Below are 22,243 nucleotides of genomic sequence, written 5' to 3'. Positions count from 1 at the left end.
AGCAGACCCGTCTTGTCGCACAGCCATTGAGCTACGTGTTCATGATAGGCAATATATAGATTAGCATACTGAGTTGATACTTAGCGTTTTCCGAAACTGTTCGTAGCGCGAGGGTTGCCCAAGCACAGTACGTCGCTCATTAAGGGGCTGCCGTAAAGGCATGGTCTTCGCTAAAGAACCCTCTCACCCAAAAGGAACTCACAAGGAACTCAAATGAACGCGCCAGTTCTTATCGACCCTGAGACAGGCTTGAAAGTCTTTAACACGCGAGCGGCCAAGGCGTCCGAAAAGATTGTCGGCAAGGGCTATTCCGTCCTCACCGATCAGAAGCTGAAGGAGCTGCCGGAATTGCCGGCCGGCGCGATCTTCGATGCAGAAGAGCAGGCCAAGTACCGCGCGTTTAAGGAAGCCCGCCGCGGTGCCGCCGACTACATGGCGATGGAAGGCGAGTTTAAGAAATATCTGGACGACGTCTATTCGGAGCCACCGATCCCGCGTGAAGCGCTGACCGACGAGTGCGAGATCCTGGTGGTCGGCGCCGGCTTCGGCGGACTGTTGCTGTGGCACAGGCTGAGCCAAGCCGGCTTCACCGACGTCCGTTTCTGCGAGAAGGGCGGCGACGTCGGCGGCACCTGGTACTGGAATCGCTATCCCGGCATCGCCTGCGACGTCGAATCCTACAGCTACCTGCCGTTGCTCGAGGAGATGGGTTACGTCCCGTCGATGAAGTTCGCCTCGGGCTTCGAGATTCTCGAATACTGCCAGAACCTGGCCCAAAAGTTCGGGTTCTACGACCACTGCCTGTTCCACACGACGGTCGAAGGGACGACCTGGGACGAGGCCTGCGGCCGCTGGATCGTCGAGACCGATCGCGGCGACACGATGCGTGCGCGCTTCGTGATCCTGGCCAACGGCATCCTGACGACGCCGAAGCTGGCGCGCATCGCCGGCATGGAGAAGTTCCAGGGCGAGTCCTTCCATACCTCGCGCTGGAACTACAACATCGACCTGCGCGCCAAGAGGGTCGGCATCATCGGCACCGGCGCGACCGCGGTGCAAGCGGTGCCGGAGCTCGCGAAGATTGTTGGACAGCTCTACGTGTTCCAGCGCACGCCGTCCTCGATCGACGTGCGCGACCAGCGCGCGACGACCGACGAGGAGCGGGCGACTTGGGCCAACGAGCCTGGATGGGCCCGGGCGAGGCGCGCGCGCTTCGCGAAGATCTCGGCCGGCCGCACCGCCATCCAGGCCAACGACGACTATCTGGCGGGTAAGGTCCCGGACAGGAAGCCCAGGAAACACGAGCGTGAGCTGAGCCCGGAGGAGCTGACCCAGAAGCAGCTCGATTCCAATTTCCGCATCATGGAGCAGATTCGGGCGCGCGTGGACGCGATCGTCAAGGACCCGAAGACCGCGGCGGCACTGAAGCCGTATTATCCGTATGGCTGCAAGCGGCCGACCTTCCACGACGAATACCTGCCGGCGTTCAACCTGCCGCATGTCCATCTGGTCGATACCGCGCCGCGCGGCGTCGGCGAGATCAACGAGCGCGGCATCGTCCAGGAGGGGGTCGAATATCCGCTCGACGTGCTGATCTACGCCACCGGCTTCCAGTGGATGGGCACCTCGACCTTCAACATGGTTACCGGGCGCGGCGGCCGCACCTTGAAGGAGAAGTGGGAGAGCGAGGGGACCAAGACGTTCCTCGGCCTGCACAGCCACGGTTTCCCCAACCTGTTCATCGTCACCGGTCCGCAGGGCGGCGGCGGCAGCTTCAACTTCACCGACGCGATCGACGCGCACAGTGACTATGTCGTGTGGATGCTGCGGACCATGCGGGAGCGCGGCGCGAGGATCGTCGATGTCCGCAAGGAGCTGGAAGATGCGTATGCGGAGCATTGCCGCGTCGTCGACATCGCGACGGCGCCGCTGCGCGATTGCATCTCCTACTATAATGGTGAAGGTAACGCGGCGCCGGGGAGCCTCGCCTATTACGGCGGCGGCAGGTGGCACAAGCACCGCATCCCGGCGCAGTCGACGCTAGTGCCCTATTTGTTCGAAGACGGAGATCCGACTGTTTCGCGGGCGACCGAATGAGTACGCAGTGGCGGGGCATGGCGTGGGCGGTGTGCGTCCTTCATCGGGTAGCACCTCTTTTACCCAGCCCCAGCCAAGCCACGCCTGCCGATGACGTGGCGCTCAAAGCTTTGACGCTCAGTGTCGCCAACCCGCAGAGAACGCCGAGGCGAGCATAACCCCGAAGATTTTGGGGAATCATCCCATAGCTTTGTGTTGGCAAACCAAATGGTCGTGGTGGCAGTCTGAATCCGGATTTAAAGGTAATCCGGCTACGGAACAGGCGGGCTTTCCTGGCAGCGACCGGGACGCGCGACAACCAGTCTCCGATAAGGCCGCTCAGTTTGAATCGAAGGATGACCATCCAAGCTCAATGAGGAGGGCGGGCGAGGAGCCGCTGCTCGAGGAGATCCTGCGCCGGCTCGCGTGCGCGGCGCGCGATCTTCTTGCGCATCTTGGTCCGCACGGCAAAGCCGTCCGCGGTATAAAGGCGGTAGACTGCTTGCGCGTTTGCGTCCGGCCTGTCAATTTCCGGCCACGATTACAATGTTCCAGCACGATGCCATGTCCCTAGGCGAAACTATCGCGGCAATTCAACCGCCGGACGAAGCCGCCGAGCGCGCCGCCCGCGCGCGGCTCGATTCACTCACCAAGCCGCCCGGCAGCCTGGGGCGGCTCGAGGAGATCGTCGCGCGTTACGCGGCCTGCCGCGGCGACGGCTCCGCGCGGATGGGTCGTGGCGCGATTCTCGTGTTCGTTGCCGACCATGGTGTCGCCGAGGCCGGCGTCAGCGCTTATCCGCAGGCCGTGACCGTCGAGATGCTGCGCAATATCGGCGCGGGCGGCGCGGCGATCAGCGTGCTCGCACGGCGCTTCGGCTACGACCTGCGGGTGACCGACGTCGGCGTCGCGACCGATACCAGTTTGACGCCGTTTGCAGGAGTAACCTATGCGCGCGTCGGTACCGGCACGAAAAATTTTCTATCGGGTCCGGCGATGACTCAGGCGCAGGCGCGTCGCGCGCTTGAAGTCGGTATCGAGAGCGCCCGCAGCACTGCCGCGGCCCGCGCAACCCTAATCGGAATCGGCGAGATGGGCATTGCCAACAGCACATCCGCGGCGGCGCTCCTCGCCTTGACGACCGGACTCGCGCCGGCGCAACTGGTCGGCCGCGGCACTGGCGTCGATGACACCGGTCTGCAGCGCAAGGTCGCCGCGGTCGAAGCTGCGATCGCACGTCATCGCGCAGCGGCCGGCAACGGCATCGATCTCCTAGCCGCGGTTGGCGGCTTCGAGCTCGCGGCGATGGCGGGTGCATGCCTCGGCGCCGCCGCGGCGCGCGCGCCTATAGTGGTCGACGGTTTTATCGCGACCGCGGCCGCCGCCGTCGCGATAAAAATCGCGCCGCAGGCGCGCGACTACATGTTCTTCAGCCATCGCTCGGCCGAAGGCGGTCACGCGCTCGCGCTCCGATCGCTGGCCGCCGCGCCGATGCTCGATCTCGGGATGAGACTTGGCGAGGGCACCGGTGCGGCGTTGGCCATGAACCTCGTCGAGAGCGCGCTGGCGCTCTTTCATCAAATGGCGACTTTCGCGAGCGCCGGCGTCTCCGGCAAACTCGAATGAGCGAGGCCGACGGGTCGTCCGCGTTATCAACGCCGGCGACGCGCGGCGGGATTCTGACGCAACTCGGACTCGCCGCCAGTTTTCTCACGATCATTCCGACCCTGAATAATCGGCCGCGCCCGCCCGAAGCGGTGGCGGCGTCTTTCCGCTGGTTTCCACTGATTGGCTTCGCAATCGGCGCGCTTCTCTGTCTTGAGGACTCGGCCGCAAGCCGCTTCATGGGACCGTCAGCCCGCGCGATCCTGGCCGTCATGACGCTGGCGGTCGTGACAGGTGCGGTGCATTTGGACGGCTTGGCCGATACGGCAGATGCGCTGGGCGCCGGACGCGATCGCGCGCGGGCGCTCGAGATCATGCGCGACAGCCGCATCGGCACGTTCGGCGCAGTCGCGCTCTTTTTTCTCTTACTGCTTAAAGTCTCTGCACTGGCCAACGCCGTCCCAGAGCGCCGATCCCTCGCGCTTTACCTGGCGCCGGGTCTTGCCCGCTGGGCGATGGTGATGGTCGCCGAGCGGATGGCATATCTCCGCTGCGAGGGCGCCGGTGCGGAGCTGCTGCGGCAGAATGATCAGGGGACTTTGTTGATTGCCTCGGCGATCGCCGCCGCCGGCACGCTCGCCGCGTCGAAGACGCTTGCGATCCGCGGTGCGCTGACCGCAGTCGCCTTCGCGTTACTCCTGCGCGCCGCTTATCGGCGATGGCTGGGTGGAGTGACCGGCGATCTGATCGGAGCGGCGGGCGAGATTGTCGAAACTGCCGTGATAATCGCGCTATGCACCTGAGGCCCGCAGCTCAGGGTCGCGAGGGCGGCGCAGTCACGCTCGGCGCAGCCGCTCCAATCCGTGGATTTGCCTGAATCGAGGCGATGCGAGTAGTCACTTCCCCCCACGTCCGCTGCGAAAAAAAGTAGCGCACCGCGCGCGTGGTATCCAAACCAGCCGGACTCGGAATCCACGTCTCCTCATAGTCGAATTGCCTACCGCCGCCCGCATTGGCGCGCCCGCCGGGATCGGTCGCCACCACGATCGCAGCGGCAGTGAGTTCGACCGGGCGCGCCTCGCGCAGATACCAGCGGAGCGCGGGCGGCCACTCCCCAGCGTGATAGACCGTGGGGCTGGCTGGCGCTATCTGCTTGAGTACCGCAGCGCACTGCGTCGCGGTTTGCGGCGTCGTCGCGCCTTCGCCCCAATAGAGATTGGCGTGGCGCGCCCATGGCGCGTCATTCGGATCCGGCGCGCAATATACGAAGTTCGTCAGTAGCTGTAGGTAAATTGTGAGCAGCCCGAGCGCGCCGATCACCCAGCGCGCCGGCGGCCATAGCCGCGTCCGATTCAAATACTCGATCGCAACGCCGGCCAGCAGCGCGGCGGGAACCACGACCATCAATATCTGCTCAGGCGTATGCGCGGGCGTCATCAAGTAGAAGCTCGCACTCAGGATGACCCATAGCGTCATGAAGAAGGCGAAGCCGGAACGCGCGCGCGCCGTCAACACTGTGACGAAACCAGCGCCGGCGCCGAGCAGAATCATAAACTCGTAAAAACTCAGAGGCAGAATGATCGTGTTCAGCGCCGTACGAAAGTTGCTGGCGCGCAGCGGCATGAATGCGGCCATTACCCGGTCGATTCCAGCGATTGAGGACCCGGCGACGAGACTAGAGAAGATGCAAACTGCGATCGCAGTCAGGATCGCGGTTGCTGACATACTGCCGTAGCGCGTGAACCAGACGCGGACTTGCAGCCACCGATTTTTCGTCATCAAGATCGCAAAGAGCCCGATAATCACCATCGCCGTAACGAAGATCGTCGCAATGATGAGCCCGATCGGGCTGGCGCTGACCATCAGCCCGCCGGCGACTCCCAGGGCCCCCGCGCATCGCGCAGACGGCCGCGCTTTCATCGTCATGAACAGCGCAACGGCCGACACGGCTAGCGTGACGGCCGCGAGCCCGCTCGTCGCGCTGCGCGAGAACCAGGTGATCGAGGGCGAGAGTGCGAGCATCGCGGCCGCGCCGATCGCACCAGCGCGCCCGAGGTAAGGGCGGAGGATGAACGCGAGCGCGACCAGCACAATGCCGCACACAACAAAGATCGCGCGCGCTGCGATATCGCTCGCGCCGCACAGCGCAAAGATTCCAGCCGTAAGCAGATCGAGCCAGCCCGACCACGACGAATGAAAGCCGGCGGCGCTGGCCTCGCTCGTGCGGTTTATCAGATCGAAGGCGACCAGCGCGTGGCGCGCCTCGGCCGGCGTCAGCGGGCGATCACCGAGCGCGCTCAACCGCGTGAGCAGCGTCCAACCACCGATCGCGATCCACGCGAGATGCTCGACGGTAACGACCTGCAAGGGACGCTCGAGCCGCTCATAGCCGGACTCGGCGGGCGGCCGCGCCGGGCGCGGAACTTCAGGCAGCGTCAGCTCGGTGTCGGTGTCGCCGCCGAGTTGCCATTCCTCGCGCGTCGGAACTTGAAAGGATTTCTCCATCTCGACCGGCAGAGTGAGTTTACTCGGTAATTGACTGCATCACGCGGCCGTCAGCCGCGTCGCAGATATCGATCCGCACCGGCACGGTGACGTGGTAAGTGGCCTTGGCGCGGTCTACGCCGGCCTTGAGATCAGCGATAAATTTCTCCGCGGCGAATGGCGGCATCTGCTCCATCGGAAAATTGTTCATCAGCACGCGAGCCTCGCTCGTCGAGTTCCAATTCACCGACTGGACTTTGTCGCCCGCGACCGGCAAGTCACGCATGGTCTGTTCGATCGCTTCGCGAAAATTGGTGGGACTCGGCTGCGTATCAGGCGCCGCCGACACTGACGCCGCCGCATTATCTGCCAGTTCGGGTCCGCCCGCTGCCGAGGCTGAGCCGAGCGACGCGATCATCTGGTTCACCCGATTGCGCGCCTGGTCGTCGGGCGCGAGCTTGAGGGCCTTTTCCAGCGCCGCGCGCGCCGCCGGATTGTTGCTGTTGCCGTAAGCCACTCCAAGATTGAAGTTGGCCTCGAAGAAATTCGGATGAGCTTCCAGCACGCGCTTGTACTGCGCGATCGCGGCGTCGGCGGCGCCGCTGGAAAGCAGCATCGTGGCCATGTCCGTACGTACCTCCGGATCATCGGGCTTGCGCGTCAGGTAATGCTCATACGCGGCGATCGCAGCGTCAGGCTTGCCCTGATCAAAATCGACATTGCCGATCCCGCGCAAGGCGTCCGAATTTTCAGGATCGATCTTGAGCACATGGGCGTAGGCATCCGCCGCTTTCGCATAATAAGCCGGGTCGAAGGCCGCGGCGCGCAGAGTCACGTCGCCCAACTGATCCCAAGCAGCGAGATCCCGCGGCTGTCGGCGGGCCTTGCTCTCCACTTCGGCGATAAAGGACAGGGCGTCCCGGGGCAGCGCGACTTTCGGATGGTTAGCCGGTAACTGATCGCCCTCGGCAGCGGCGACCGAGACCTGCGGCGGCGCGGCTGCGAGCAGGGCATCGCGCGCCGGCAGCTGCCGCAAAATCAACCAGCTCACGAGGCTGCCAAATACGATCAAGGCGCTGAAGATCGCGACAAAGGGCGCCAGCGTAGGAGACGCGCCCGCGTCACTTCCGACAGCCGCGCCGCCCGCTTTATCGCCACGAGCTCGCGGAGTCGTTTCCGCGCGCAGCGGCGTTCCACACTCGGCACAGAACCGCGCGTTCGGTATCAGGGTGCAACCGCATTGAGGACAAAAGCGCATAACCGGATCATTGCCGAAAGCCCGCGCACCAATGGCTCGGCGGATTCGCGGCGTTCACGATATGCAAAATCCCGCGGGTCCGCCAGCCACTCTCCGGCCCGCGCCGGCATTGACGCGGTTCCCTCTCAGCCACTCGATGCGCTAGGATCGCACGTCCGCCGAAACGCATTTCGCGCAAGCGGTGCGCGCTCGGCAATCAACAAACACTATGGAGCGATTCGCCAATGCAAATGTATGACTCTTTCGGACCCAATCCCCGCGCCAACCGTATGGTGCTGATCGAAAAGGGGCTCACCTTCCCGATGAAGGACGTGGACCTAATGAAGGCGCAAAACCGTCAACCGCCATATACCGATCGTAACCCCGGCGGCCAGTTACCCGCCCTCGAACTTGATAACGGCAAGTGCATCGGCGAGACCGTCGCCATCTGGGAATATCTCGAGGAAAAGCACCCGACGCCTCCGCTGATCGGCGCCACCGCTGAGGATCGCGCCGAGACCCGCCAATGGCAGCGGCGGGTTGAACAGAATATCACCGAAAACCTCTACAATGGCTTTCGCTTCGCCGAAGGCCTCGAACTCTTCAAGAATCGCGTCCCCTGCGAGCCCGACGCCGCCCCGGGCCTCAAGCGCATCACCCAGGCCCGCCTTAAATGGCTCGACGGACTTATCGCCGGCCGCGACTTCATCGTGCCGAACCGTTTCACTATCGCCGACGTCATTCTGTACTGCGCCCTCGACTTCGCCGCCGGGGTCGGTCAACCGCTGGATCCGTCCCTGCCCAACGTCAACGCCTGGTTCAAGCGCGTCGACGCGCGTCCCAGCGCCAAGGCGAGCCTGCATCCGGCCTCTGCGCAGCTCAAGATGAAGGGCTAGACCGGAGCGCGAACTTCGATGGCGGCAGAGACCGAGATCGAGCGGCTGCTGCGGGACTTTGTTCGCGCCAAAAGCGCCGACCCCGCCGCCGAGGTGAACGCGATCAGTCCGCTGCCGGGTCACGCCGGGCAGAGCTACAGCTTTGAGCTGGAGTACGCCGCGGACGCCGGCCGGGTGCGCGAAAAACTCGTGCTGCGACTGGCGCCAGCTGGCGTGCGCGCCGTCGGCACCGCCGACATCGCGCGGCAGGCGCGCATCATGGCGTCGCTCGCCGAGACCAGCGTTCCTGTGCCGCCGATCAAGTGGTTCGGCGACGAGCCGGATTGGTTCGACCGGCCCTATTTCGTCGCGGCCTTCGTCACCGGCGACAAACTCGCGCTCGGCGAGCACGAGTTTCCGCCCGCGCAGCAGCGCGACCTCGCCCGTCTCACGATCCAGATGATGGCCGCGCTGCATGACGTGCCTTGGGAGCCGCGGCGCACGGCATGGGGGGAGCCCTGCACCTTGGCCGACGAGATGACCCGGCTCGACGCCTTGCTCGATCGTCCGACGCTCGAACCGTCGATCATCGCCGCGGCGCCGCGGCTGCGCGCGCGGCTGAAGTCAACGCTGCCGGACAATCCGCTCGTCGGCTGCGTCCATGGCGATCTGAACTGGTCGAATTGCCTGTACGAGAATGGCCGGCTGCGCGCCGTGATCGATTGGGAACTGGCGCAGATTGGCGCCGTGCTCATAGACCTCGGCTGGCTCTGCCTGTTTTCCGATCGCGAAACCTGGGTCAAACAGGATCTCGTACCCCGGCACATCCTGCCGCCGGACGAACTCGCGGAAGTCTATCGCGCCGCAGTCGCGATGCCGATAACCGCCGCCGAAGTGCGATGGTTTCGCGCCTTCGCCTGCTACCGTTTCGGCGTGATTACCGCCTTCAACGTGATGCTGCATCGGCGCGGCAAACGTCACGATCCGACCTGGGAGGATATCGCCCTCACCGGCCCGCGTTTTTTTGAACGCGGCCTCGAGTTGCTCGGTTAACGACGACTAATGTCGCGTTTCGCAAATGTCTGTATCAACCGAGCAAATCGTGGCGTCATTCTGAGCCGACTCCGCGAGGCGAAGAATCCCGAATCTTTTCTCGCATTCTCGCCGTATGCTGGGATTCCTCTTGTTGCTGGGCGTTCCTCAGCGCTTGAGCCGGGCCAGCGCCTCTCGATATGGCGGACGCGCGATACCACGTTCGGTGATGATCGCGGTTACTAATTCCGCCGGCGTAACGTCAAACGCCGGGTTGAAGACCCCGACGCCTTTAGGCGTGATCGCCTTGCCGCGAAACTCAGTCAACTCCTCGGGCGCCCGCTCTTCGATCGGAATCGCGGCGCCATCGGGGCAATCGAGATCGATCGACGACAGCGGCGCAGCTACATAGAACGGCACGCGATGGCGATTGGCCAGCACCGCCAGCGGATAGGTGCCAATCTTGTTCGCCACGTCGCCATTGGCGGCGGTGCGATCGGTGCCGACGATCACGCAGGCGATCTTGCCATCGCGCAGGACCGACCCGGCCATGTTATCGGCGATCACGGTGACCGGTATGTGATCCTTGCGCAACTCCCAGGCCGTCAAGCGCGAACCCTGCAAAAAGGGCCGGGTCTCGTCGGCGAACACGCTGACATGCTTGCCCTGTGCGCGCGCCGCCCGCACGATACCCAACGCGGTGCCATAGCCGGCAGTAGCCAGAGCGCCCGCGTTGCAGTGTGTCAGCACCGTCGCCGGCGAATCGATCAGCGCTGCCCCATGCATTCCCAGTTCGCGATTCAGTGCGATATCTTCACGGCAGGTAGCAAGCGCTTCCGCGCGCATCCGCCGAAATAATTGGTCGGCGTTCAGCGCGAGGTTGCTTTCCAGAACTTGCCCCATCCGCGCGATCGCCCACGCCAGGTTAACCGCAGTCGGCCGCGTCAGTCTCAGCGTCTTTGCGACTACAGCGAAACGCTTGCGCGCCGCCTCACCCGCGGTCCCGCGGATACCCAGTGCAATGCCCATCGCAGTAGCCACACCGATCGCCGGCGCGCCGCGAATGACCATCGTGCGAATCGCCTCAGCGACGCCGCGATAGTCCCGATAGGTTCGAATCACCTCGCGCACCGGCAGCAGACGCTGATCGATCATGCGGACGCTGTCCGCCCGCCATTCAATAGTCTTTACCGGCATCCCATGGCTCTACAACAAGTGCGGTTTATACGCGCGGCCGCATACGCTCTCCGGCCTCAGGCGCCGCGGCGAACGAAGATAATACGCGGAACGGTTTGCCACTCCGGAACTTGATACATCATCGGGTGAGCGGCCGGAGCTGCTCGCGTTGTGAACGGAAGAGCGAATTTCAATCGCTCAGATGCGTTCGTATAATCCGCGAGCCTTGCGTTTTACCGCACCGGCTTCGATCCAGCGGGTGATCGCGGCGAAAATCTCTGACGGCCGCTTATGCGCAACCGAGCGCATCACGCGAACGTCGGAGGCTTTGAACTGTTTGGGCAATTCCTGCAGGATGCCGCCCCAGTTTACCCGACGCGAACGCCGCTTGCCGGGCGCTGGCTTTGCCGCCGCGACTGGAGATGCGCCCGCGCCGCCACCCAGCCGATCAAGCGCTGCTGCGTCCGCGCGCAGGGTTGCTATCTCCGCCTCTTTGCTGCGGATCTCCGTGCGCAGACTGAGCAACAAGGCGCGCGCCTGTTCCTGAACTTGTTGCAGTGCACCACCGGCCTGAGTGCGTTTTCTACGCGGCATTCACTATTCTCCCGCGGACCAACTTTTGAATTATATTTTGAAACTACACAACAAAGGACTGATGCACAAGATAGACACTGAGCGACAGTGCTACGAACCTATGAGCCTAAAACTCCGATCGTCAGAACTTGCCGAGGGTTTGGTTCCATTCGCCAGGGAGCATTCACCTGGTGCGGAATTTACTTTGCTTGTGGCTATATACGGGCAGGAATTCTCCAGGATTTTCGCTATAGACGACAACAAACTCTCGCTGAGGTCCCGGGCCGCAGGCGATCGGCAGGCGCCGCAGTGATACTTTTGGACTGCTACTTGAGGCCAAGGAGTTCGACGCTATGTTAGTGTGGTCACCTGGTGCTATAAGGAAATCCGGTTCCGGATGAATGAAGCCGGCGCACCGTTCTGGAGGAGAGCCTGATGGGCCGCAGACTGTACGTAGGGAATTTAGCCTGGACCGTCACTGATCAGGATTTGCACGATACCTTTTCGGAGGTCGGTGGCGTGGAGAATTCTCAGGTAATTATCGACCGCACCACGAATCGCTCACGCGGTTTTGGCTTCGTCGAGATGACCACCGATGCCGCTGCCGAAGAGGCCATCAAGAAACTCAATGGCCGCGACGTCAAGGGGCGCGCCATCCGCGTCAACGAGGCGCAGGCGCGCAGCGGCAGTGGGGGCGGTGGGAGCGGACGCTCCTTTGGCGGCGACCGCGACCGCTAGGCTCAAATTCTCCCAAAGCAAAAAGGACCGAGCGAATTCCTTCGCTCGGCCCCCGCGCCAACCGGGAAAAGGGGGGGCAAACCCCGGCTAGCAACTCTTATTGTACGCGGTCTTTAACAACTTGCAATCACTAATTATGGCCAATCTGACGAAGCCTTGTTCTACGCCCCGGCTGGACTACGGGTCAACTTGCCGCTTTTGCCGCTGATTTTCAGGGCTTCTCAACTCGCGGCCGCGCTTTCGCCCTCTCCCGCCCGCTTCTCCAAGATCGCCTTCAGGACCTTGGCCGGCGTCATCGGCAACTCGGTCATGCGCACGCCGACGGCCTGATAGATCGCCTCGGCGACCGCCGCCATCGGCGGTACGATCCCGACCTCGCCAACGCCGCGGACACCCAGCGGATGACCCGGGTTGGGCACTTCCACGATCAGCGTCTCGAGCATCGGCAGATCGAGACAGGTGGGCATGCGATAGTCCAACAGTCCGGAGTTTCGGAGCACGCCGCGATCGTCGTAGTAGTACTCCTCGTTGAGCGCCCAGCCGACACCCTGAGCGAGTGCGCCTTGCATCTGTCCTTCGACGTAGCTCGGATGGATCGCGCGGCCGACGTCCTGCGCGATCGTCGCGCGCAGAATCCGCACCTTGCCGGTATCGGGATCAACTTCGACGTCCACACAAACCACCGCAAACGCATTACCGACGGCGCCCACGGCGCCGGCGTTGAGGCTGGCGCGGCCCGTTACCGGACCGCCGGTAGCGATCAGCTTTGCCGCGACCTGACTCAACGCCAGCGGCGGTACGCCGTTGCCGCGTGCGCGAAAAACTCCAGCGTCGAACTCGACCTCTTCGGGAGTTTTGTCCCACAGGCGGGCGGCGCGCAGTTTGAGTTCGCGCAAGGCGTCGTGTGCGGCGTTGAACACGGCCAGACCGGTGGCCAAGGTGATGCGACTGCCTCCGGTCACGTCGTTGTGGCCGATCGCATCGGTATCCGCGACCATCGGCCGCACGTCGCGGACGGGCACGCCCAGTACTTCAGCAGCGATCATTGCCATCGCGGCGCGCGATCCGCCGATATCGACCGATCCGGTCACGACGCTGACCGTGCCGTCGGTATGAATATTAACGTCTGCGGATGACTGGAGGCCGCCGTTGAACCAGAAACCCGCGGCGACGCCGCGCCCGCGACACTTGCCGGAAAGTTTCGACGAATAGTGCTCGCCGTCGCGCATGGCGGCGAGCGTCTCAACGAAGCCAATCTTCTTGAACGGCGGCCCGGCGGGCATCGGCAGCCCCTCGCGCGCGGCGTTGCGCAGACGGAATTCAATCGGATCGATCCCGGCATACTCCGCCAGTTCGCTGAGCGCGGCTTCGCAGGCGAACGCCGAGGCGGGCGAGCCCGGCGCACGATAGGCTGCGACCTTGGGCCGGTTGACGACGACGTCAAAGGCGTCGATTTGCAGATTTTCTATATTGTAGGGTGCCAGCGTGGTCATCGCTGCGGGCGCAAACGGCGAGCCCGGAAACGCGCCTGCCTCATATGCCATCCAAACTTCGGCGGCGGTAATCCGGCCGTCGCGATTCACTCCGATTTTGACGCGGAATCGCGTCCCCGAGGTCGGGCCGGTCGCGCGCAGAACCTCGGCGCGAGTCATGACCATCTTGACCGGCCGTCCGGCTTTTTTTGCGAGCAACACCGCCAACGGTTCCAGATATACCGTGGTCTTGCCGCCAAACCCGCCGCCGATCTCGGCGGGCACCACGCGAATCCGCCCTTCCGGCATCGTGAGCACCGCGGCCGTGAGTGTGCGCACGTTGAACGAGCCCTGGGTCGAGCAGTAAATCGTGACGTGATCGTCGGCGTCCCAGGCCGCCAGCGCATTCTGCGGCTCGATGTAACCCTGATGGACGGCCTCGGTATGATACTCGCGCTCGACGACGAAATCCGCGGCTTTGAAACCCGCCGCCAGGTCGCCCCGCTGGAACTGAATATGCCCGGCGACATTGCCGGGCTCGTCCGGGCCTTCGAGCTTGCCCGGATCGACTCGCGACGCCATCCGCATCTGGCGCAACTCCGGCAACAGCACCGCCGCGTCAGGCCGCATCGCGGCTTCAGCCGTCATCACCGGCGTCAGAACTTCATACTCGACCTCGATTAGCGCGAGCGCTTCTTCGGCGACGTGACGGTTGATCGCAGCGACGGCGGCAACGGCGTGGCCGTCGTACAGGACTTTGTCGCGGGCCATTATGTTGAGCGACAGATAGTGCGTGTTGACGACCAGCTCGCCGACCTGCGCCATCGCGCCCTTGACCTCAGGCAAGTTCGCTCCCGTGAGCACTGCGAAGACGCCGGGATACTGCGCGGCTTTCTCGGTATTGATCGATTTGATTCGCGCGTGAGCGTGCGGACTGCGGAGCACCTTGCCGTGTAACATGCCCGCCAGCGCGTAGTCGGCGCCATACTTCGCCCGGCCTCTGACCTTGTCTTCGCCGTCATGCCGGATCGGCCGAGTTCCGATTACACGAAACCCCGAGGGGCCTTCGTTGACCTCTGCTGCACGAGCGGAGACCGTCGCGGCGGGAGCGAGCAAGCCGCTCTGCGAGCTGCCTTCAGACACACTAGGCGGAGCTTCAGCGGAGCCGAGCAGGCGAGTCTGCGAGCTGGGTTCGGACATGATGACACCTCCGGAGGTAAAACGGGCCAGGAGCAAACCGGCCGTCGGATCTGACAGCTCCAGTTTATTTCAAAAGATCTGAGGGGCGGTAGCGTCAGCCGCCGCCAATCGCCGGGATGAAAAAAATTTCGCTCGAATCCTTGACGCGGTCGAGCAGGCCGCCGGTACCCATCTCGCCGTCAATCGACACCGCGATCGAAGGTTTCATCTCGCCGTTCTGGACCAACTGCTCACGGAAGCCGGGGAACTGCCGTTCAAGGTCTTCGATCACTTGGCCCAGATTGCGACCCGTGACCGGCACGCGCTCGACGCCATCCGTGAGTTTGCGCAACAGGGCTGGAACTACGACGATGGCCATCGCTAAAAAAGGGTCGAGCCGTCGCAGGCTCGAACCCTTTCCTCTCACCTTCGATTCATTGCTTCGCGTTAGCGGCCAGCTGCCGCCGCCTGGCTGTCGGCGCCGTTGCGTTTCTTGAGCAGCGCTTTCAGCAGCCGAGGTGGTGACATCGGCGCCACTTCCATTCTGATTCCGGTCGCGCGTGCGATCGCATTAGCGACGGCCGCGACCGGCGGCACGATCGGAACCTCGCCCACCCCGCGCGAGCCGATCGGATGGCCGGGCGCCGGAACCTCGACCAGCACGGTTTCGATCTCGGGCAGGTCAAGACAGGTCGGCATGCGGTAGTCGAGGAGCCCGAAATTGCGCAAGATGCCCTTGTCGTCGTAGACGTATTCCTCGTTGAGCGCCCAGCCGATACCTTGCGCCGTGCCGCCCTGAATCTGCCCCTCGACGTAGCTCGGATGGAGCGCCTTGCCGACATCCTGCACGCAGGTCGCGCGCAGAATCTTGACCTTGCCGGTGTCGGGATCGACTTCGACATCGACGCAGGTGGTGGCGAACGACGGTCCGACGCCGCGCACATTGACGTTGGCGCGTCCGGTGATCGGTCCGCCGGTACGCGCGAACTGCTTGGCGATCTCCTTGAGCGTCAGCTTTTTCGACGGGTCGGCGGCGGTGCTCAGCACGCCGTCCGTGTAGGCAATCTCTTCGGGCTTCTTCTCCCACAGTTTGGCCGCGCGCTCCTTGAGCTGGCGCACGGCGTCTTCGGCCGCCTGAAAGACCGCGACCCCGGTCGTCACCGCGGTTCGGCTGCCGCCGGTGACGTCGGTGTAACCGATCGTATCGGTGTCGGCGACCTGGGGCCGCACGTCCAGCGCCCCGATCCCGAGAACTTCCGCCGCGACCATCGCCTGCGCCGCGCGCGTGCCGCCGATATCGATCGAGCCAATCACCAGGCTCGCCGTGCCGTCACCGTGGAGATTGACCACGGCGGATGATTGCAGACCGATATTGAACCAGAAGCCCGAGGCAACTCCGCGCCCGCGGTAGGGCCCTTCCAGCTTCGATTTGTAATGCGGAGTGTTCTTCAGCGCTTCGAGGGTCTCAACGAAGCCGATCTTTTTGTACGGCGGCCCGGCGGTCTGCGCCGCGCCTTCGGCCACGGCATTTTGCAGACGGAAGTCCGCCGGATCGATTCCGCACATCTCGGCCAGCTCGTCGATTATCGTCTCGGAGGCCATCGCGGCGTTGGTCGCGCCGGGCGCGCGGTAGGCCGCGGTCTTGGGCCGATTCACGACGACGTCGTAGGCGTCGATAATCATGTTCGGGATGACGTATGGCGCGATGATCGTCATCGCGCCGGCGCCGACCGGTGAGCCCGGATAGGCTCCGGCTTCGTAGGCCATCCAGACTTGCGCGGCGACCAGCTTGCCGTCCTTCGTGCACCCCATCTTGCAGCGGATCGTCGAGCCCGAGGTCGGGCCGGTTGCGCGCAGCACGTCAGCGCGCGACATGACCATCTTGACCGGCTTGCCGGTCATCTTCGAGAAGACCAGCGCGATCGGCTCCAGATAGATCGTGAGCTTGCCGCCGAAGCCGCCGCCAATTTCGGCGGGCACCACCTTGATGTCCTGCTCGGGAATTCCCGCGACCGCGGCCGAGAGTCCGCGCACCGCAAAGGTGCCCTGCGTCGAACACCAGATCGTCCCCTTGCCGTCAGAGTTGTACATCGCGACGGCATTGTGCGGCTCGATATAGCCCTGATGGACCATCGCGGTTTTGAATTCGCGCTCAACCACGTAGTCCGCGGACTTGAAGCCTTCCGCGACGTCGCCGCGCTTGAACTGCAGATGGCTGGCGACATTGGTCTGCTTGTCGCCCTCCTCTTTATTGCGCAGATTGGGCAGCAGGATCGTGGCCCCGGGCTTCATCGCCTCCTCGACCGTCATGACCGGCGGCAGGATTTCGTAGTCGACCTCGATCAGCGCCACCGCCTCCTCGGCGATATGCGGGCTGGTCGCGCAAACTGCGGCCAGCGCGTGGCCGTTGTACAGCACCTTGTCACGCGCCATCAGGTTCTGCGTCAGATGGGCCACATTGATCGGAGCTTCGCCGGCGGATTCCACCCGATCCGGCAGGTCCGGCAGGTCCGCCGCCGTCATCACCGCCATCACGCCGGGCAACGCCTTGGCCTTGTCGGTATTGATCGATTTGATCCGCGCATGAGCGTACGGGCTGCGCAGCATCTTGCCGAACAGCATGTCCGGGAAGGCGTAGTCGGCGCCGTATTTAGCGCGGCCGGTCACCTTATCGACGCCGTCGTGCCGGATGGGTCGCGTGCCGATTACCTTGAAGTTCTTGCCGTTTGAAGCTGCCATCTCGTGACCTCTATACGAAAATTAGTGAGCGGTCGGCCGGCGCATTCCGTCTTCCGCGATCAGGCCGCGCGAGCGCCACTGTTGAGCGTTTTGGCCGCGTCGACTACGGCGCGGACGATTTTATCGTAACCGGTGCAGCGGCAGAGATTCCCGGCCAGTGCGTAACGAATCTCGGCCTCCGTCGGATTCGGATTACGATCGAGCAAGGCCTTGCTCGACATCAAAAACCCGGGCGTGCAGATGCCGCACTGGAGACTCGCGTGCTCGAGGAATTTCTGCTGCAAGACGTGCAGGCCCTCGCGGCTGGCGAGGCCCTCGATCGTCTCGATCTTTTTGCCCTGCGCTTCCACCGCGAAGACCAGGCAGGAGCAGGCCGCGCGCCCGTCGATCACGACCGTGCAAGCCCCGCAGTCACCCGTCAGGCAGCCCTCTTTACTGCCGGTCAGCCCGAGCGTGTCGCGCAGGGCTTCGAGCAGGCTCTCGCGCGGCTCGCAGAGGAATTCCGTAACTTCGCCGTTAAGCGTGGTTTCGATTACTGTTTTCTTCGCCATTTTTGCTGCGCCGATTTCGTTCCTGGTTGAGAAGTTAGATATGGATATTAACGGCTCGAAGCGCTGCGCGCACGCTCAATCGCGATCGCCAGCGTGCGGCGGGTCAGCACCCCGACCACATGACGGCGGAACTCCGCGGTCCCGCGCATGTCGTCGATCGGAGAACTGACCGCGATCGCCAACTGCGCCGCTTTATCGATCGCGGCGGCGTCGAGCTTCTTGCCGACCAGCGTCGCCGAAGCCTCTTTTGCGAAAATCGGCGTGGGGCCGACCGCGCCCAAACCGATCCGCGCGTCGATACAGCGATCGTCGGCGGGATCGATCGTGACCGCCACACCGACGCCGACCACCGCGATATCCATCTCGTTGCGCGGGATGAAGCGCAGGTAGGCGTCACTCGAATGGCCCGACGGGGCCGCGATTTGCAGGTCCACCAGCAGCTCGTCAGGATTCAGCACCGTGCGTCCGGGCGAGACGCAGAAATCCTCCGCCGCGACCATCCGCTCACCCTTGGGCCCAACTACCCGCCCCTTGGCCGCGAGCGCAATCAGGGCTGGCGTTGTGTCGGCGGCGGGCGAGCCGTTGCAGAGATTTCCGCCGACCGAGGCGCGGCTTTGAATCTGCAGCGAGCCGATCAGATGAGCGGCTTCGGTCAGCCCCGGATAGTAACGGCGCATGTCGGCGCTTTCATGCAGCTCAATCGCCGGCACCGCGGCGCCGAGCCGCAGACCATGCTGCAGGCTGAAGGAGAGCTTTCGCATGTCGGCGATATTCTTCAGATCGACGACGTGCTCGGGACGCCGGACGCCGGCGCGCAGTTGAATAATCAAGTCGGTGCCGCCGCAGATCGCGCGGGCTTTTTCGCCGTGCGCCGCGAGCAGCTTGAGCGCCTGATCGACCGTGGTTGGAGCTTCGTAATTAATCGCGTGCAAGTCGCAAACCCTCCCCGCGCTCTGCAAAAATCTTCGCCGGCAATCAGATGGACCGGCAGTGAGACACACCTTAGTCAAAGACTCACGAAAAGGCCACTCCGGCCTAAACTCCTTCCGCAAGCCTGCTGGCCGCTGCGTCACGTTCGATGATACAAGGGGGGCATTCGTCGCTGTCTCTTGAGGATAGAGCGATGTATTGCACCAAGTGCGGAGCCGAAAGCGCGCCCGGCAAGAAGTTCTGCGCCGAGTGTGGCAGCCCGTTATCTGCTGCATCGGGTTCAACTCAAACCGCTGCAACGGCTAGCCAGTATAGCGACTCGTCGGGGCAGCCGGACGATTCGGCAGCACCTGAGGGCGAGCGGAAGATCGTGACGGCGCTGTTTGCGGATCTCAAAGGCTCGACCGCGCTGATGGAAGACCTCGACCCAGAGGCGGCGCACGCGATCGTGGCGCCGGCGCTGCGGATTATGTCTGAGGCGGTCCGCCGCTACGAGGGCTACGTCGCGCGCTCGACCGGCGACGGCATCTTCGCGCTGTTCGGCGCGCCGGCGGCGTATGAGGACCATCCGCAGCGTGCGCTCAACGCCGCACTGGCGATGCAGCAGGAGTTGCGCGCGGAGGGAGAGCGTCGCGCCGCCAAAGGCCTGCAGTCGCTCGACGCCCGCGTCGGCGTCCACACCGGCGAGGTCGTGGCCTACTCGGTCGAGACCGGCGGCAAGGTCGAGTCCCGCCTGGTCGGCCATACGGCCAATCTGGCGGCGCGGCTGGAGGCGATTGCGCCGGCCGGTTCGATTGCGGTCAGCGATTACACCCGCAGACTCTGCGAGGGCTACTTCGAGCTGCGCGGCCTGGGACCGATGACCGTCAAGGGGCTGAGCGCGCCGATCGAAGTTTACGAGGTCCTCGGGCTCGGTCCGCTGCGCAGTCACTTTCAGTTGTCGGCGCGGCGCGGGTTGACGCGGTTCATCGGGCGTGAGCACGAGCTCGCGCAGATGCAGCGCGCGCTCGAACTCGCGATCGCCGGGCAGGGGCAGGTGGTCACGGTGATGGCCGAGGCGGGGACCGGCAAGTCGCGACTGTTTCACGAGTTCAAGGCAACGATACCGGCGACCTGCAAAGTGCTGGAAGCCTATTCGGTCTCGCACGGCAAGGCCTCGGCGTGGCTGCCCATGCTCGAACTATTGCGCAATTACTTCGGCATCCAGGACACGGACGATGCGGCGGCGCGGCGCGAGAAAGTCCGCAACGCGCAGACTGAACTCGATCTTGCACTGACCGATACGCTGCCCTATCTGTTCGGCTTGCTCGGAGTCGTCGAGGGCGCCGATCCGCTCGCCCAGATGGACCCGCAGATCAAGCGCCAGCGGACGCTTGAGGCGATCAAGCGCATCATCCTGCGCGAAAACCTCAATCAGCCGGTCGTGCTGATCTTCGAGGATCTGCACTGGGTCGACGCGCAGACCCAGGCGTTGCTCGACCTGCTGGCCGACAGCGTGGCCCGCGCCAATGTGTTGCTGCTGGTGAACTATCGCCCCGAGTATCATCACGAATGGACCAACAAGAGTTACTATTCACAACTTCGGCTGGAGCCGCTGGGCGGCGCGGACGGCGCCGCGATGCTGGCGGCGCTCTTAGGTGAGGCCGTCGAACTCAATCCGCTCAAGCGCTTAATCACTGAACGCACCGGCGGCAATCCGTTCTTTATCGAGGAGATCGTGCAGGCGCTGTTCGAAGACGGCGCGCTGGCGCGCAATGGCGTCGTGAAGGTGACGCGCTCACTCTCGCAGTTGCGATTGCCGCCGACCGTGCAGGGGATGCTCGCGTCGCGCATCGATCGGCAACCGAGCGAGCATAAGCAACTATTACAAACGCTCGCGGTGATCGGGCGGGAGTCGTCGCGCGCTCTCCTAAGGCAAGTTGCCTCACACGCGGATACTCAGTTGGAGCGGATACTCGCCGATCTACAGGCGGGCGAATTCATCTACGAGCAGCCGGCCGCGACCGATGTCGAGTATGTCTTCAAGCACGCGCTGACCCAGGAGGTCGCCTATAACTCATTACTCATCGAGCGGCGCAAGCAAGTGCACGAGCGCGCCGGCCACGCAGTGGAGTCGCTGTTCGCTGGTCAACTCGACGATCACCTGACGCAGTTGGCGCATCACTATAGTCACAGCGATAATATCGATAAGGCGATCGAGTATCTCGGCCGCGCCGGCCAACAGGCGATTAAGCGATCGGCGAACGCGGAAGCAATTGAGAATATTAGTTCAGCAATAGAGTTGCTACATGCGTTGCCCGATAGTCCAGAGCGCGATCGACAGGAACTAAGAATCCAGCTCGCGCTCGGACCCGCACTCATTGCGATAAAGAGTTGGGCCGCGCCAGAAGTGGAACGAGTGTTCATACGGGCGCGCCAGCTCTGCGAGAAACTCCGGGAGTCGCAGCAGCTCTTTGCGACCTTGTTTGGTCTTTATGCCGTTTACCTTGTGCGGGGTCGTTTTCGCATGGCGTCAGAGCTTGCCAACGAGCTACTTCGGCGGGCGCAAGATGCAAATGATCCAACGTTACTGATGCTCGGTAATCTTGCTGCTGGCGATACTCTGTTTGAAATGGGAGAGTTTTCACAATCACTGCGTCATCTCGAGGCAGGGATAGCGCTCTACATTCCTGAGCAGCATCGAGCCTTTGCCTTCAGCTTTATTGGCTTGGACATAAAGGTGAACTGCTTGTCATACGCGGCGAGCAATCTCTGGCATCTCGGCTACCCCGAGCAAGCTAGGCGCTACAGTGATGCGGCGGTGGCATGGGGGCAAGAGCTTGCTCATCCTCATAGTCAGGCGTTCGCCCAAGGCCTTGCCGGAAATATGGGAAAGCTTCGTGGAGAGATTCCAGTAGTTAGACGAGGCGCCGAGAAGCTAGTCGCGCTCTCCGCCGAGCACGGGTTTGCGTTGTGGTCGGCTCAGGCTACGGTGCTCCTGGGTTGGGCAATGGTCCAACAGGGCCAAGCGGCGCGAGGAATTGGGTTGACACGGGAAGGCCTGGCTACCTTTCGCACGACCGGCGCCGACATAGGCCGCCCGTATTTCCTCTCACTTCTAGTCGAGGCGTGCATCAAGACGAAGTGCTTCGAAGAAGGGCTAACTGTTTTGGAGGAAGCGCAGAAGCTCGCCAATCAGAATGAAAACCGTTCTCATGATGCTGAGCTACTTCGGCTCAGGGGCGAGCTGCTACTGGAGCGAGATGACTCCAGCATTGCAGATGCTGGGAATTGCTTCGAGCGGGCGGTTAAAATTGCGCGCTCGCAGGGTGCTAAATCACCGGAATTGCGCGCGACGACGAGTCTCGCGCGCCTGCTCGCGAATCAGGGTCGTCGCGATGAGGCGCGCGCGATGCTCGCCGGGATCTACAATTGGTTCACCGAGGGCTTCGATACCGCGGACCTCAAAGACGCCAAAGCGCTGCTCGATGAGCTCAACTAAGAACCTTGACGCAGCTCGCAGACACTTAAACTTGGGTAAGTCTAAAGGACTTGACTACAACGACGGGCCTGGTATTCTGGCTCGGACAGGCCGGA

Annotated in this window: 16 protein-coding genes; 7 read left to right on the top strand and 9 right to left on the bottom strand. The window is 63.3% G+C overall.

What is annotated here, in order from left to right:
* Positions 1 to 348 precede the first annotated feature (348 nt).
* From VKS22_15985 to cobS, 3 genes are all read left to right on the top strand, one after another.
* On the top strand, positions 349 to 2,097 hold the full coding sequence (locus tag VKS22_15985) for an NAD(P)/FAD-dependent oxidoreductase (GenBank protein ID HLW72112.1): 1,749 nt from the start codon (positions 349 to 351) through the stop codon (positions 2,095 to 2,097).
* A gap of 543 nt (positions 2,098 to 2,640) precedes the next feature.
* Positions 2,641 to 3,702 carry a nicotinate-nucleotide--dimethylbenzimidazole phosphoribosyltransferase gene (gene cobT / locus VKS22_15980; GenBank protein HLW72111.1) on the top strand — a complete coding sequence of 354 codons (1,062 nt, stop codon included), beginning with the start codon at positions 2,641 to 2,643 and terminating at the stop codon, positions 3,700 to 3,702.
* Positions 3,699 to 4,484, top strand: a complete 786-nt coding sequence (gene cobS, locus VKS22_15975; protein HLW72110.1) for an adenosylcobinamide-GDP ribazoletransferase — start codon at positions 3,699 to 3,701, stop codon at positions 4,482 to 4,484. Before cobT ends, cobS begins: the two co-directional genes overlap by 4 nt.
* 10 nt (positions 4,485 to 4,494) lie before the next feature.
* Here the strand turns inward: cobS and VKS22_15970 are convergent, their stop codons facing one another.
* Both VKS22_15970 and VKS22_15965 read right to left on the bottom strand, forming a co-directional pair.
* Positions 4,495 to 6,186 carry a hypothetical protein gene (locus tag VKS22_15970; protein ID HLW72109.1) on the bottom strand — a complete coding sequence of 564 codons (1,692 nt, stop codon included), beginning with the start codon at positions 6,184 to 6,186 and terminating at the stop codon, positions 4,495 to 4,497.
* A 19-nt stretch (positions 6,187 to 6,205) separates the two neighbouring features.
* On the bottom strand, positions 6,206 to 7,201 hold the full coding sequence (locus VKS22_15965) for a tetratricopeptide repeat protein (protein ID HLW72108.1): 996 nt from the start codon (positions 7,199 to 7,201) through the stop codon (positions 6,206 to 6,208).
* Positions 7,202 to 7,647: 446 nt separating this feature from the next.
* On the opposite strand from VKS22_15965, the gene VKS22_15960 reads away from it, so the two are divergent.
* Together VKS22_15960 and VKS22_15955 are read left to right on the top strand one after the other, a co-directional pair.
* Positions 7,648 to 8,298, top strand: a complete 651-nt coding sequence (locus tag VKS22_15960; GenBank protein ID HLW72107.1) for a glutathione S-transferase family protein — start codon at positions 7,648 to 7,650, stop codon at positions 8,296 to 8,298.
* A gap of 18 nt (positions 8,299 to 8,316) precedes the next feature.
* Positions 8,317 to 9,330, top strand: coding sequence for a phosphotransferase family protein (locus VKS22_15955; protein HLW72106.1), 1,014 nt, complete (start codon positions 8,317 to 8,319; stop codon positions 9,328 to 9,330).
* 147 nt (positions 9,331 to 9,477) lie between these two features.
* Here VKS22_15955 and mtnA read toward each other — a convergent pair whose 3' ends face one another.
* Complete coding sequence (gene mtnA, locus VKS22_15950) at positions 9,478 to 10,506, bottom strand: S-methyl-5-thioribose-1-phosphate isomerase (protein HLW72105.1); 1,029 nt, start codon at positions 10,504 to 10,506, stop codon at positions 9,478 to 9,480.
* A gap of 177 nt (positions 10,507 to 10,683) precedes the next feature.
* Positions 10,684 to 11,079 (bottom strand): hypothetical protein, encoded by a 396-nt coding sequence (locus VKS22_15945; GenBank protein HLW72104.1) that lies wholly within the window; start codon positions 11,077 to 11,079, stop codon positions 10,684 to 10,686.
* A gap of 414 nt (positions 11,080 to 11,493) precedes the next feature.
* Between VKS22_15945 and VKS22_15940 the strand changes: the two genes are divergently transcribed.
* Complete coding sequence (locus VKS22_15940; GenBank protein HLW72103.1) at positions 11,494 to 11,796, top strand: RNA-binding protein; 303 nt, start codon at positions 11,494 to 11,496, stop codon at positions 11,794 to 11,796.
* 221 nt (positions 11,797 to 12,017) lie between these two features.
* Here the strand turns inward: VKS22_15940 and VKS22_15935 are convergent, their stop codons facing one another.
* From VKS22_15935 to VKS22_15915, 5 genes are all read right to left on the bottom strand, one after another.
* A complete protein-coding gene (locus VKS22_15935) occupies positions 12,018 to 14,468 on the bottom strand; it encodes a xanthine dehydrogenase family protein molybdopterin-binding subunit (GenBank protein HLW72102.1) in 2,451 nt (816 codons plus the stop codon).
* A 94-nt stretch (positions 14,469 to 14,562) separates the two neighbouring features.
* Complete coding sequence (locus VKS22_15930) at positions 14,563 to 14,874, bottom strand: MoaD/ThiS family protein (GenBank protein HLW72101.1); 312 nt, start codon at positions 14,872 to 14,874, stop codon at positions 14,563 to 14,565.
* A 20-nt stretch (positions 14,875 to 14,894) separates the two neighbouring features.
* Positions 14,895 to 17,186 carry a xanthine dehydrogenase family protein molybdopterin-binding subunit gene (locus VKS22_15925; GenBank protein HLW72100.1) on the bottom strand — a complete coding sequence of 764 codons (2,292 nt, stop codon included), beginning with the start codon at positions 17,184 to 17,186 and terminating at the stop codon, positions 14,895 to 14,897.
* A gap of 59 nt (positions 17,187 to 17,245) precedes the next feature.
* Positions 17,246 to 17,737, bottom strand: a complete 492-nt coding sequence (locus tag VKS22_15920; GenBank protein HLW72099.1) for a (2Fe-2S)-binding protein — start codon at positions 17,735 to 17,737, stop codon at positions 17,246 to 17,248.
* A gap of 47 nt (positions 17,738 to 17,784) precedes the next feature.
* Complete coding sequence (locus tag VKS22_15915; GenBank protein HLW72098.1) at positions 17,785 to 18,669, bottom strand: xanthine dehydrogenase family protein subunit M; 885 nt, start codon at positions 18,667 to 18,669, stop codon at positions 17,785 to 17,787.
* Between the two features lie 368 nt (positions 18,670 to 19,037).
* On the opposite strand from VKS22_15915, the gene VKS22_15910 reads away from it, so the two are divergent.
* Complete coding sequence (locus VKS22_15910; protein ID HLW72097.1) at positions 19,038 to 22,148, top strand: adenylate/guanylate cyclase domain-containing protein; 3,111 nt, start codon at positions 19,038 to 19,040, stop codon at positions 22,146 to 22,148.
* The last annotated feature ends 95 nt before the right edge of the window (positions 22,149 to 22,243 follow it).

This window comes from Candidatus Binataceae bacterium (genome assembly GCA_035308025.1).
Lineage (GTDB): Bacteria > Desulfobacterota > Binatia > Binatales > Binataceae > JAJPHI01.
This window is presented reverse-complemented; position numbering and strand designations above follow the sequence as displayed.